The organism is Rhizobium sp. S96 (genome assembly GCF_030382195.1).
GTDB lineage: Bacteria > Pseudomonadota > Alphaproteobacteria > Rhizobiales > Rhizobiaceae > Rhizobium.
In genome coordinates, this window is the sequence record NZ_JAUDRY010000018.1 from 18,859 (window position 1) to 31,900 (window position 13,042).

A 13,042-nucleotide genomic window follows, 5' to 3' on the forward strand; every position below is an offset into this window, starting at 1 on the left:
ATCAGGTGGCGTTGAAAAAATCGACTTTTTGGACGCAAAAAAGTCATTTTCACCAAAACGGCAAAGAACTTTGGAGTATTGTGATTTTGCACTTCCCTTTTGGCTTGAAAGCAGTATGAAATCTTTAATCAAGGGCTTAATAAGGGCTCTAATAACAAGAGATGCAGGTTGATCTGGTCTGCATCCAGGGGAAATGACATATGGAATATTTTGTCCAGCAGCTCGTTAACGGGCTGACTCTTGGATCCATCTATGGCCTTGTGGCTATCGGCTATACGATGGTTTACGGCATTATCGGCATGATCAATTTCGCCCATGGCGACATCTTCATGCTCGGCGGATTTGCCGGACTTATCGTCTTTCTCGTCCTCACATCGATGTTTGCAGGCCTGCCGGTCGCCGTGTTGCTCCTGGCCATGCTTCTCGTCGCGATGCTGATGACGAGCTTGTGGAACTGGACGATCGAGCGTGTGGCTTATCGTCCGCTGCGCGGCTCCTTTCGCCTGGCGCCGCTGATTACCGCGATCGGCATGTCGATCACGCTGTCCAACTTCATCCAGGTCACCCAGGGTCCGCGCAACAAGCCGATCCCGCCGCTGGTCAGCAGCGTCTACAACGTTGCCGGCATCTCGATTTCGCTGAAGCAGATCGTCATCATCGTCATCACGGCGGTGCTGCTCACGGTGTTCTGGTATCTTGTGAACCGTACGGCTCTCGGGCGCGCCCAGCGTGCAACGGAGCAGGATCGCAAGATGGCGGCACTGCTCGGCGTGAATGTGGACCAGACGATCTCGGTTACCTTCATCATGGGCGCGGCGCTCGCTGCTGTCGCCGGCACGATGTATCTGATGTATTATGGGGTGGTGAACTTCAACGACGGCTTCGTGCCGGGCGTCAAGGCCTTTACCGCAGCTGTTCTGGGCGGCATCGGCTCCCTGCCGGGCGCAGTCCTCGGCGGTCTGATGATCGGGCTCATCGAGTCCCTTTGGTCAGCCTACTTTACCATCGCCTACAAGGATGTGGCGACATTCGCCATCCTCGCTTTCGTGCTGATCTTCAAGCCGACAGGTATCCTGGGCCGGCCGGAAGTCGAGAAGGTTTAACGTCATGGCAAATGTTGAAAACGCCTCTGGCAAGCCCGCATCCGGACTTGTCCAGAAGGGTATTAAAGAAGCTCTGTTCGCTGCTGTCATTTCGTTCGGCATGTTCGTGCTGTATGTCGGCCTCAAGAGCGATCAGAACATCAGCAACGAGTTGATCATCGTTCAACGGTGGGGCCTGCTTGCCATCTTCGTGGCAATCGCGGCGATTGGCCGGTTCCTGATCGTTGTTTTCCTGCGGCCGCATCTCGATGCGCGCAAGCTTGCGAAAGCGCGTCGCGGCGAGTTGGATATTTCGACGGAAAAAGGATTTTTCCACAAGCACTTCCTCAAGATCGCGCTGGTGGCTCTGCTGCTCTATCCGATGGTGATCGTAGCGCTGGTCGGTGCTCAGGGTTCGCTCAAGTGGGTGGATAATTTCGGCATCCAGATCCTGATCTACGTGATGCTTGCCTGGGGCCTGAACATCGTAGTCGGTCTCGCTGGTCTTCTCGACCTCGGCTACGTCGCCTTCTATGCGGTGGGCGCCTATTCCTACGCGCTTCTGTCGAGTTATTTCGGTCTGTCGTTCTGGCTGCTTCTGCCGATGTCCGGCATTCTGGCGGCCCTCTGGGGCGTCATTCTCGGCTTCCCGGTCCTTCGTTTGCGCGGTGACTATCTTGCGATCGTGACGCTTGCCTTCGGTGAAATCATTCGCCTCGTCATCATCAACTGGACGGATCTCACCAAGGGTACGTTTGGTATCTCGGGTATTCCGAAGGCGACGCTTTTCGGCATTCCCTTCGATGCCAGCCCCAACGGTTTTGCCAAGCTGTTCCATCTGCCGATCTCGTCGGCCTACTACAAAATCTTCCTCTTCTATCTGATCCTGGCGCTCTGCTTGCTGACCGCCTACGTCACGATCCGCCTTCGCCGCATGCCGATCGGTCGTGCATGGGAAGCGCTGCGTGAAGACGAAATCGCGTGCCGCTCGCTCGGTATCAACACCGTCACGACGAAGCTGACTGCGTTCGCAACCGGCGCCATGTTCGGCGGCTTTGCGGGCTCCTTCTTCGCTGCGCGCCAGGGCTTCGTGTCGCCTGAATCCTTCGTCTTCCTGGAATCGGCCGTGATCCTTGCCATCGTCGTTCTCGGCGGCATGGGTTCGCTGACCGGGATCGCGATCGCCGCCATCGTCATGGTCGGTGGAACGGAAGCACTGCGCGAAATGGACTTCCTGAAGGTGATCTTCGGACCTGACTTCACGCCCGAACTCTACCGCATGCTGCTCTTCGGTCTGGCGATGGTCGTCGTCATGCTGATCAAGCCGCGCGGCTTCGTGGGCTCGCGTGAACCAACGGCCTTCCTCAAGGAGCGCAAGACCGTTTCCGGAAGCTTTACCAAGGAGGGCCACGGTTGATGAGCCCCCAGGAAACCAACATGACCAGCGATACCCTGCTCAAGGTCGAGCACCTGTCGATGAAGTTCGGTGGCCTCATGGCGATCAACGACTTCTCGTTCGAAGCCAAGCGCGGCGATATCACCGCGCTGATCGGGCCGAACGGCGCCGGCAAGACCACCGTGTTCAACTGCATCACCGGCTTCTACAAGCCGACGATGGGCATGATCACCATGCAGCAGAAAAGCGGCAAGGAGTTCCTGCTCGAACGCCTGCCCGACTTCCGCATCACCAAGGAAGCCAAGGTCGCCCGTACATTCCAGAACATCCGCCTGTTCTCCGGCTTGACGGTTCTGGAAAATCTGCTGGTTGCGCAGCACAACAAGCTGATGAAGGCGTCCGGGTACACCGTTCTTGGTTTGCTCGGGATCGGGCCTTATCGCGCGGAAGCGAAAAATGCGATCGAGCTTGCTCGTCATTGGCTTGAGAAGGCAGATCTGATCGATCGTGCCGACGATCCTGCTGGCGACCTGCCATATGGTGCACAACGCCGTCTGGAGATCGCCCGCGCCATGTGCACGGGGCCGGAACTGCTGTGCCTTGACGAGCCCGCCGCCGGCCTCAACCCGCGTGAATCCGCAGCATTGAATACGCTGCTGCGCAGTATCCGTGCCGAGAGCGGCACATCTATTCTGCTGATTGAACACGACATGTCCGTCGTCATGGAGATTTCGGACCACGTTGTCGTTCTGGAGTATGGCCAGAAGATTTCTGACGGTACGCCTGATCAAGTAAAGAATGATCCGAGGGTCATCGCGGCCTATCTCGGTGTCGAGGACGAGGAAGTGGAACAAGTGATTGCAGCCGTCGAGAACCTCGAAGGAGGCTCAAACTGATGACCGGTCAGCCACTTCTGAAAGTTCAAGGCGTTGAAACCTACTACGGCAACATTCGCGCGCTCGCAGGCATCGACGTCGAAGTCAACCAGGGCGAAATCGTCAGCCTGATCGGCGCCAACGGCGCCGGCAAATCGACGCTGATGATGACGATCTGCGGCAGCCCGCAGGCGCGTACCGGCGCGATCATCTTCGAGGGTCGCGACATCACCAAGATGCCGACGCACGAGATTGCCCGGTTGCGCATCGCGCAGTCGCCGGAAGGTCGTCGGATCTTCCCGCGCATGACCGTCATGGAAAATCTCCAGATGGGTGCCGGCCTCGATAACCTCAAATACTTCAAGGAAGACGTCGAGAAGATCTTCACGATGTTCCCGCGTCTCAAGGAGCGCCAGACGCAGCGCGGTGGTACACTGTCGGGTGGCGAGCAGCAGATGCTGTCGATCGGCCGCGCCCTGATGGCACGCCCGAAGCTGCTGCTGCTCGACGAACCCTCGCTCGGTCTGGCTCCGCTGATCGTCAAGGGCATTTTCGAGGCGATCAAGGCGCTCAACAAGCAGGACGGGCTGACCGTCTTCCTCGTCGAGCAGAACGCATTCGCGGCGCTGAAGCTGTCCGACCGGGCTTACGTCATGGTCAACGGCAAGGTGACGATGTCCGGCTCCGGACAGGAACTGCTGGCAAACCCCGAAGTCCGCGCCGCCTATCTCGAAGGCGGACGGCATTGAGCATGACGAAGAGGAGACTTTGATATGCAGGGACTTTTCTTTGAAGGCGATACCGGCGTGCGCAGCGTCATTCGGCTTTTCGTCGTGCTGATCGGTTTTTGGACCGCCTGGCGTGCGGGCAGGGCTGCAGCGGAAAGCTGGAGCAACTACCCGCTGGTTATCGCCTACACATTGCTGCTGGGATTTGCGATGCAGTTTCTGCATCACGCGCTCTTCGATGGGCCGTTCCTCAGCCTTTTCTACTACGTCATCGACGTAGTTCTTCTCTTGATCTTCTCGACGGCCGGCTATCGCTATCGCCGGACCAACCAGATGGTCAATAACTACTACTGGCTCTACGAAAAGACGTCCCCCTTCTCCTGGAAGGCAAAACATTGACAGCCGGTTGAATCTAGGGACAGATTGCCCCTCGGAGTGGAACAAGTTTCCTTGCGCAGTAAAGTGGGTAATGCGCCGGGTAGTGGAACAGAACCCGCTAAAAAATTGGGAGTAACAAATGAAGAAGTCTCTTCTTTCGGCAGTAGCCCTGACGGCGATGGTCGCCGTCAGCGGCAACGCTTGGGCCGACGTTATCGTTGCTGTGGCCGGCCCGCTGACTGGACCTAACGCTGCGTTTGGTGCTCAGCTCCAGAAGGGTGCCGAACAGGCTGCTGCAGACATCAACGCTGCTGGTGGCATCAACGGCGAGCAGATCAAGATCGTGCTCGGCGACGACGTTTCCGACCCGAAGCAGGGTATCTCGGTTGCGAACAAGTTCGCTGCTGACGGTGTGAAGTTCGTTATCGGCCACTTCAACTCGGGTGTTTCGATCCCGGCTTCGGAAGTCTACGCTGAAAACGGCATCCTCGAAATCACCCCGGCTGCTACGAACCCGAAGTTCACCGAGCGCGGCCTGTGGAACACCTTCCGTACTTGCGGTCGTGACGACCAGCAGGGCGCGATTGCCGGCAAGTATCTGGCTGACCACTTCAAGGACGCCAAGATCGCTGTCGTTCACGACAAGACGCCTTACGGTCAGGGCCTCGCAGATGAAACCAAGAAGGCCATGAATGCCGCTGGTATCACCGAAGTCATGTACGAAGGCATCAACGTCGGCGACAAGGACTTCTCGGCCCTCATCGCCAAGATGAAGGAAGCCGGCGTCTCGATCATCTACTGGGGTGGTCTGCACACCGAAGCTGGTCTGATCATCCGTCAGGCTGCCGACCAGGGCCTGAAGGCTACGCTCGTATCGGGTGACGGTATCGTTTCGAACGAACTGGCATCGATCGCTGGCGATGCAGTCGCCGGTACGCTGAACACGTTCGGTCCCGATCCGACCCTGAACCCCGACAACAAGGACCTCGTTGCCAAGTTCAAGGCAGCTGGCTTCAACCCGGAAGCCTACACGCTGTACTCCTACGCTGCCCTCCAGACGATCGCTGAAGCTGCCAAGGCAGCCGCTTCGACCGACGCTGAAGCCGTAGCTGCAGCGATGAAGGCAAAGGGTCCTTTCAAGACCGTTCTCGGCGAAATGTCCTTCGACGAAAAGGGTGACCCGAAGCTTCCTGGCTACATCATGTACGAATGGAAGAAGGGTGCGGACGGCAAGTTCGGCTACTTCCCGCAGGACGCGAAGTAAGAACGCCTGTTCCTACCACTTTGGAAGCCCGGTCTTCGCACCGGGCTTCTTTCGTTTTTGGCGGCGATGCGAACCGCGCGGCCGTTGACCGGCCTTGCGATTGAGGATGATCCAGTTAGGATCGCCCGCGAATTCAACAGGTTGCTGTACTCGAAATTTCTCCGAGCGGTACAGCCGCATAAGATACGGATACGCCATGCCTCGCCCCAAAATTCTCGTCACCCGGCGCTGGCCGTCAGCCGTCGAAGCGGTTCTTTCCGAGCGTTTCGATGTGACCTTCAATACCGGCGATCAGCCGATGTCGGCGGAGGCGATCGCCGACGCGCTGCGCAGCCACAATGGCGTGCTTCCGACCGTGTCCGACAAGCTGCCCGCCTCGGTTTTCGAAGGGGAGACGCGCGCGAGGATCCTCGGCAATTTCGGGGTCGGCTATAATCACATCGACATAGCGGCGGCGAAAGCCAAGGGCATCGTGGTCACCAACACGCCCGGCGTGCTCACCGACTGCACGGCGGATATCGCCATGCTCCTGCTTCTCACGATTGCTCGTCGTGGCGGTGAAGGAGAGCGGCAGGTTCGCGGCGGAGAGTGGAAAGGATGGTGCCCGACGCATATGATCGGCACCAAGGTCACGGGCAAGACGGTCGGCATCATCGGCTTCGGTCGTATCGGCAAGGCATTCGCTCAACGATGCCATTTCGGCTTCGGCATGGACGTCGTCTTCTACAATCGCTCGGTAGTCGATCCCGCGGAGGCGGCTCGCTACGGCGCGCGCCAGCTGCCGACGGTCGAGGATGTTCTGGCCATGTCCGACTTCGTCTCTCTGCATTGCCCCGGCGGCGCGGAGAACCGCCACCTCATGAACGCCGCCCGGCTGGCCGCCATGAAGCCCGGTGCATACCTGATCAATACGGCCCGGGGCGACGTGGTTGACGAGACTGCGCTCATCGCCGCCCTGCAGGGAGGCGTCATTCGCGGCGCCGGCCTCGATGTCTACGAGGCGGAGCCGCATGTGCCCGAGAGCCTGCGTGGCATGGAGAACGTCGTCCTCCTGCCACATCTCGGCAGCGCCACCGAGGAAACCCGCAATGCAATGGGAATGAAGGTGGTGGACAACATCACCGCCTTTTTCGAGGGCAGGGAGCCGCCGGACCGGGTGGCGTGATAGCCGCTATCGTTCCGCGTTGACCGTTCTCTGCGCGGCTGATGGACCACGCGGCTTTGCCTCAAGACCGAAGAGCAGCCGTGCCCGCCCCGGGATGCGATCGACGGCGACGGCAAACAGGCCGGAGATCACGAACGTGGCAGCGGCGACGATCAGGAAGCTCGGCACGGCGGCAAGGCCGAGCGGCAGCACATGGTAGAGCGCGCCGACGATCACCGTCTGGTGGATGATGTAGAGCGGGAAGACCAGTCGGTTGGCCGTCACCAGCCGCGCGTCCGGCTGGTTGAAGTGGCGGGCGGCAAAGCCGATCAGCGTCAGGATCATCGACCAGGCGAGCACGAAGATCGCGGCCTTGAACAGCGGCGTTTCATTGGCGTAGCTGCCGATCGCCTGCTCGGCGGGCGGCATCCAGGCGAAGACGTAGAGGAATATCGTGGCAAAGAGCGCGATGGCGGCGCTGACAAAGCGTTTCGCGATGATCGTCTCGATCAGGCTGCGGTGATTGCAGGCGATGAGGAAGCCGAGACCGAACCAGCTTGCCCAGACCGCGAACCAGGCGCCGTCATTGTAGAGGGCATTGGTTTCCTTGGGATAGAACGGCGTCAGAGCTAGGTTGAGCAGCAGCGGCAGCAGGAAGAACGCGTAGATGCCGCCCGTCTTCGCGACGCGCTCGAACCAGGCCATGATCGCGTTGCCCGGCCGGCTGAGATAGAGAAAGATCGGGTAGCAGATCACCGACATCACAAGCAGATAGGCGACGAACCACATGTGCGCCCAGGTGAAATTGCCGGTGGGATAGCGACCCTCGGTGAAATAGCGCGTCAGCCAGAAGGTCAGCAGTGAGCCGTCATAGTCGTTCTCATACATGCGCTCGTACCAGACTTGTGGGACGACGAGGACGGCCATGGCGAAGAGCAGGGGGACGAGCAAGCGGATGGTGCGCTTGCGCAGAAACGCGAGGCTGGAATCCGAGCGGAACGAGAAGGCAGCCCCCATGCCGGAGACGAAGAACAGCAGCGCCAGCCGCCAGGCGCGCGGGAATTCCATGATGAGTGATAAAGCGGGACTGGTGCGATCGCTATGGATCAGCCACCCCATGTCGGTGAAGAAGGCCGCCGAGGAATGGTAGAGGATCAGGATCGCGAAGGCGGAAATCCGCAGCCGATCCACATAATAAAGCCTGTCTTTCATGACCTGCCGGATATCATCTTGATGCCATGCCCACCGAGAGGCATGCCTAATCTACCGCGCGAGGCTTTAAGAATGTCTGTTCGTGCCTAGCAAAGTGCGGCGCACTAGATTTCCAGTTCGAAAAGCAGCTCGTTGTCCTGCTCGGCAATCAATTGCCAACCGGCCCTGCGATAAATACGCTCCGCCCGGGTTCCGGGGTCTGTGGTCAGCCACATGCGGGTGAAGCCGGCATCCTTCAAGGTCCCGCAAGCCTTGTCGAGCAGCGCGCCCGATACCACGGCCGGCAGCCGCGTTATCGACGAACAGAGCCCAGACGTAGCCGTTTCGCGGGTCGACTGCGGAAAAGCCTCTGATGTCGCCGCCCTCTTGCCATACCCATAATCCGGGGTTGGCAATGAACCATTGGATGTCCGCGATCGTCACCTTGGATGGATCGGAGAGCCGATTTTCCTGAACACTGGCCCGGATTTCGACGATACGCGGAATGTCAGCATCTGTGGCTTTGCGGATCAACGTTGCATCCAGCCCGTATTGTCTTGGCTATTTTTACCCGAGGAGCAACCTACGTTTCGTGCAGAACATGGGCCGCCTTCACGGCAGCAGAGGCGCGGTTTTCGACGCCGAGTTTGACGTAGATCTGCTCGAGGTGCTTGTTCACCGTCCTTGCCGACAGTCCGAGAATTTCGCCGATATCCCGGTTCGCCTTGCCCTTGGCGATCCAGAGCAGCACTTCTGATTCGCGGTGGGTGAGCGCGAAACTCTGGCGCAACGTCTCGTCGTCGGGGCGCCGGTTGTTTGCTGTCAGTCGGAACAGATACTCGTCGGGACCGATCGTACCGAGAAAGGCGAGGCCAAGGACATCCTTGCCTTCGTGAGAAACCGAGATCGAGCCGTCGGTCGTGGTGGAAGAGGAGCGCTTCTTCATCCATTCCGCAATCCGGCCAACGACGACATCAAGGCTGTCGTCGCCGCCAAGCGCCGTGTTGATCAGCCTCGTTGCCTGCGGGGTCGACCAGTGGATTTCGCCATCGCCTTTCACGGCAAGCAGGTGACGGCCGGCGGCATCGAGCGCCACGCGGGCGCTTTGCGCCGACCGGGCATTGCGCAGGTGGACGCCGATGCGGGCGCGCAGTTCGTCGATGTTGATCGGCTTCGTAAGGTAGTCGACGCCGCCGGACTCCAGCGCATGCACGACATGCTCCGTTTCCGTCAGTCCGGTCATGAAGATGACTGGTATCTGGCTGATCGCCGGGTTCGCCTTCAGTCTCCGGCAAGTCTCGAAACCGTCCATCGCGGGCATGATGGCGTCCAGAAGGATCAGGTCTGGCGTGATCCGCTCGACGATCCCCAAGGCCGCGGTACCCGAGGTGGCGATCAGCACCGAGAAGCCCGATTGCTCCAGCGCATCGGTCAGAAACCCCAGCGCTTCCGGTGAGTCATCCACCAGCAGGACGATATCGCGGGGAAGTTCAGCCAAGGGTCTCTACCTTTTCATCGAAGCGGTGCAGGAAGTTCGTGGCGCCATCGAGATCGAAGGCACCGACGTAGGAGTGGAGTTCGTCGGTAAATGGCTGATTTGCCTCCGATTTGGCAAGGTCGGCCAGCTTCGCTTCGATGCCCCTGATGTAACCGATTTCAGCAAGGCGCAGCAGTTCCTGCACGTGCGCCGCGCCCGGGCTGCGCATTTGCCGCTCCGGTTTCGAAACGGGGAGGGCTGTGGGCTCCGCATATGTCCATTTGAGGCCGAGGTGCAACGCGAGCTTGTCGCGCAGGCGGCGGATATCGACCGGCTTACCGATTGCGTCATTGTGGCTGTCGTCGCTGTCGCCATGGGCGGCGGCGTCGCCGATATTGGCCGACAGCATGACGATCGGCGCAGTCTGGCCGGCTTCGCGCAGACGGGAGACCAGCTGCCAGCCGTTCATCCCCGGCATCAGGATGTCGACGAGGAAGAGATCGGGTTGAATGCCTTCGATCAGCGTCAGGCAATCCGTGCCGCTTGCCGCTGTCAGGACGACGAAGTCGAGCGGGACCAGGATCTCGCGCATCATCTCGCGGTGATCCTCGTTGTCGTCGACGACGACGATGGTGCGGCGCGGGCCGTCATAGCTGACGATCTTCTTTTCCTGCGGCGGCACGGTCATCTCGCGCAGCACGGCCGAGAGCATCAGGCGCACCTTGAAGGTCGAGCCCTTGTCCTTTTCGCTCGTGACCGCGATTTCGCCGCCGAGCGTGTTGGTCAGAAGGCGGGTGATGGTGAGGCCGAGACCGAGGCCGGGCATGGGGCGGATGCTCTCGGCCTCGCCGCGCTGGAAGGGCTCGTAGATGCGGCTCAGGTCCTTCTCGGCGATGCCGCGGCCGGTGTCTGATACGGTGAAGGTCGCGACCTGGCTGCGATAGGCGACGTCGAAGGTGACGGTGCCCTCGTCGGTGAACTTGATGGCGTTGGACAAGAGATTGACGAGAATCTGGCGCAGGCGCTTCTCGTCGGAGCGAACGAATTGCGGCAAGGCGGGGGCGCGCTGGTGCTGGAAGGTCAAGCCCTTGGCGAGTGCCTGCGGGCGGAACATGTCGACGATCTGGTCGAGGAAATCCTGGATGTTGATCTCGTTGGAATAGACCTGCAGGCGGCCGGCCTCAATCTTGGAGATATCGAGCAGGCCGTCGATCAGGCCGGAGAGATGTTCGGCCGAGCGGCGGATGACCTTGATCGAGGATTGGCGCGGCGTCGGGATGGTGTCGTCGCGCTCCAGGATCTGGGCGTAGCCGAGCACGGCGTTGAGCGGCGTGCGCAGCTCGTGGCTGAGGCCGACGACATAGCGGCTCTTGGCACGGTTGGCGGCCTCGGCGGTTTCCTTGGCGGCCTGCAGGGCGGCGTCGGTTTTCTTGTGGGCGGCGATTTCTTTAAGCAGCAGCGTGTTCTGGCGAGAGGATTCCTCCTCGGCGACGACGCGGCTGTCATGGGCCAGCACATAGAACCAGCAGACGACGCCGGCGATGACGGCGAAGACGAAGAAGACGATCAGGATCGTGCCGTTGACGACCTCGGCGGTTTCCGGCGAGGCCGAAGAGACCTGGTGGGCAATCATCGCCAGGATGGCGCCGACGGCGGTGAGCGCCAGGATGACGGCGATGCCGTAGCGGCCGAGGCGGGTGGTGAGCTTCTGGACGATGGTTTCCGGCAGAACCGCCTTGGCGACATAGCCGACCTGCGCGTTCAGATGCGCATTGGGCTTGCACATGTCGTGGCAGCGGCTGTCGAGCGAACAGCAGAGCGAGCAGATCGGCGCGGCATAGGCGGGACACCAGGCCATGTCCTCCGGCTCGAACGGGTGTTCGCAAACCGAGCAGGTGATATTGGTCAGGTTCTTCCAACTCTGGCGCGGCTTGCGAGCGAGGTAGAACTTGCCCTTCGTGGCCCAGGCAATCGCGGGCGAGGCGATCAGGGCGACGATGAGGGTGATGTAGGGGGCGAGCGACGCCGCGATCGTGCCGAAGGCGCCGAAGTGGGCGACGAGCGCGATGGTCGCCGACAGCGTCATGGCGCCGAGGCCAACCGGGTTGATGTCGTAGAGATGAGCGCGCTTGAACTCGATGCCTGGAGGGGCAAGGCCCAGCGGCTTGTTGATGAAGAGATCGGCCGAGATGGTGCAGAGCCAGGCCATGGCGATGATCGAGAAGATGCCGAGCGTTTCCTCGAGCAGCCGGTAGATGCCGAGTTCCATCAGGAGCAGCGCGATCGCCACGTTGAACACCAGCCAGATGACGCGGCCAGGGTGGCTGTGGGTGAGGCGGGAGAAGAAATTCGACCAGGCGAGCGACCCGGCATAGGCGTTCATCACGTTGATCTTCAGCTGCGAGACCATGACGAAGGCGGCCATGAGCAGAAGGGCGGCGTTGTGCCAGGGGATCATGTAGCCGAAGGCGGTCAGATACATCTGCGCCGGATCGGCGGCGCGGTCGGCTGGCACTCCTGAAGCAAAAGTGAGCACGACGAGGAATGAACCGGCCAGCAGCTTCGGCGCGCCGATGATGACCCAGCCGGGGCCGGCGAGGAAGACGGCGAGGCGGTGGCGCCACTTGGTCTGCTTTTCCGGGGGGAGGAAGCGCAGGAAGTCGGCTTGTTCGCCGATCTGCGACATCAGCGCCAGGATGACGGCGGAGGCCGCGCCGAACTCGACGAGATCGAAGGGGGCGATGGTGCCAGGTGGTCCTGAAGCGTGGCGAATGCCGGAGAAGGCGCGCCAGAGATCGAATTTTTCCCAGTCCATCACGGCGATGAACAGGAAGGGGAGGACGTTGAGCACGATCCAGAATGGCTGGGTGAGCAGCTGGAAGCGGCTGATGAGGCGGACGCCGTGGGTGACCAGCGGGATGACCATGACGGCGCTGATGATGTAGCCGATCCAGAGCGGGATGCCCAAGGTCAGCTCCAGCGCCCCGGACATGATCGATGCCTCGATCGCGAACAGCATGAAGGTGAAGCTGGCATAGATCAGCGAGGTGATGGTCGAGCCGATATAGCCGAAGCTGGCGCCGCGCGTCAGAAGGTCGATATCGACGCCGTGGCGGATGGCATAGCGGCTGATCGGCAGGCCGATGGCGAGCATGGCGATCGAGGCGACGATGATGGCGAAAAACGCGTTGGTGGTGCCGTAGGAGAGCGTGATGGCGCCGCCGATCGCCTCCAGCGCCAGGAAGGAGATGGCGCCGATGGCAGTCTGGGAGATACGCTGGGAGGAAAACTGCCGGGCGCTCTTGGCTGTGAAGCGCAGCGCATAGTCCTCCAGCGTCTGGTTGGCGACCCAGCGATTATACTCGCGCCTGACCGGAATGATGCGTTGCCGCGCTGCCATGCCTTGGTGCCAGCCCTTTTGTTCCCCTTGTCATGCGTTCGTAACATGGAACCACGCGAGGCTTAAGAGTGCGGCGCAGCACAAAACTGCACATTTCGCCCCGTCAC

At 60.5% G+C, this 13,042-nt stretch carries 11 protein-coding genes; 7 read left to right on the forward strand and 4 right to left on the reverse strand.

What is annotated here, in order from left to right; translation table 11 throughout:
* Window positions 1-200: 200 nt before the first annotated feature.
* The 7 genes from QTL94_RS19530 (at window position 201) to QTL94_RS19560 (ending at window position 6,888) form a co-directional block, all read left to right on the forward strand.
* Window positions 201-1,103: a branched-chain amino acid ABC transporter permease gene (locus QTL94_RS19530; RefSeq protein ID WP_113523130.1), complete on the forward strand. Its 903-nt coding sequence runs from the start codon at window positions 201-203 to the stop codon at window positions 1,101-1,103.
* Window positions 1,104-1,107: 4 nt separating this feature from the next.
* The gene (livM, locus tag QTL94_RS19535) at window positions 1,108-2,499 is read left to right on the forward strand and encodes a high-affinity branched-chain amino acid ABC transporter permease LivM (RefSeq protein WP_289802946.1); all 1,392 of its coding nucleotides are present in this window, start codon (window positions 1,108-1,110) and stop codon (window positions 2,497-2,499) included.
* Between the two features lie 20 nt (window positions 2,500-2,519).
* Complete coding sequence (locus tag QTL94_RS19540) at window positions 2,520-3,374, forward strand: ABC transporter ATP-binding protein (RefSeq protein ID WP_502944162.1); 855 nt, start codon at window positions 2,520-2,522, stop codon at window positions 3,372-3,374.
* A complete protein-coding gene (locus QTL94_RS19545) occupies window positions 3,374-4,102 on the forward strand; it encodes an ABC transporter ATP-binding protein (RefSeq protein ID WP_065691167.1) in 729 nt (242 codons plus the stop codon). Before QTL94_RS19540 ends, QTL94_RS19545 begins: the two co-directional genes overlap by 1 nt.
* 24 nt (window positions 4,103-4,126) lie before the next feature.
* Entirely contained in the window at window positions 4,127-4,480 is a 354-nt protein-coding gene (locus tag QTL94_RS19550; protein ID WP_065691166.1) for a DUF6867 family protein, read from the forward strand.
* 118 nt (window positions 4,481-4,598) lie between these two features.
* A complete protein-coding gene (locus tag QTL94_RS19555) occupies window positions 4,599-5,723 on the forward strand; it encodes a branched-chain amino acid ABC transporter substrate-binding protein (RefSeq protein WP_289802947.1) in 1,125 nt (374 codons plus the stop codon).
* A gap of 196 nt (window positions 5,724-5,919) precedes the next feature.
* Complete coding sequence (locus QTL94_RS19560) at window positions 5,920-6,888, forward strand: 2-hydroxyacid dehydrogenase (protein ID WP_289802948.1); 969 nt, start codon at window positions 5,920-5,922, stop codon at window positions 6,886-6,888.
* A gap of 6 nt (window positions 6,889-6,894) precedes the next feature.
* Here QTL94_RS19560 and QTL94_RS19565 read toward each other — a convergent pair whose 3' ends face one another.
* From QTL94_RS19565 to QTL94_RS19580, 4 genes are all read right to left on the reverse strand, one after another.
* On the reverse strand, window positions 6,895-8,079 hold the full coding sequence (locus QTL94_RS19565) for an acyltransferase family protein (protein WP_289802949.1): 1,185 nt from the start codon (window positions 8,077-8,079) through the stop codon (window positions 6,895-6,897).
* Window positions 8,080-8,145: 66 nt separating this feature from the next.
* Window positions 8,146-8,502, reverse strand: coding sequence for a GNAT family N-acetyltransferase (locus QTL94_RS19570; RefSeq protein ID WP_289802987.1), 357 nt, complete (start codon window positions 8,500-8,502; stop codon window positions 8,146-8,148).
* A gap of 139 nt (window positions 8,503-8,641) precedes the next feature.
* Window positions 8,642-9,556, reverse strand: coding sequence for a response regulator transcription factor (locus QTL94_RS19575; protein WP_289802950.1), 915 nt, complete (start codon window positions 9,554-9,556; stop codon window positions 8,642-8,644).
* A complete protein-coding gene (locus QTL94_RS19580; RefSeq protein WP_289802951.1) occupies window positions 9,549-12,935 on the reverse strand; it encodes a hybrid sensor histidine kinase/response regulator in 3,387 nt (1,128 codons plus the stop codon). The genes QTL94_RS19575 and QTL94_RS19580 overlap by 8 nt, the downstream gene beginning before the upstream one ends.
* Window positions 12,936-13,042 lie beyond the last annotated feature (107 nt).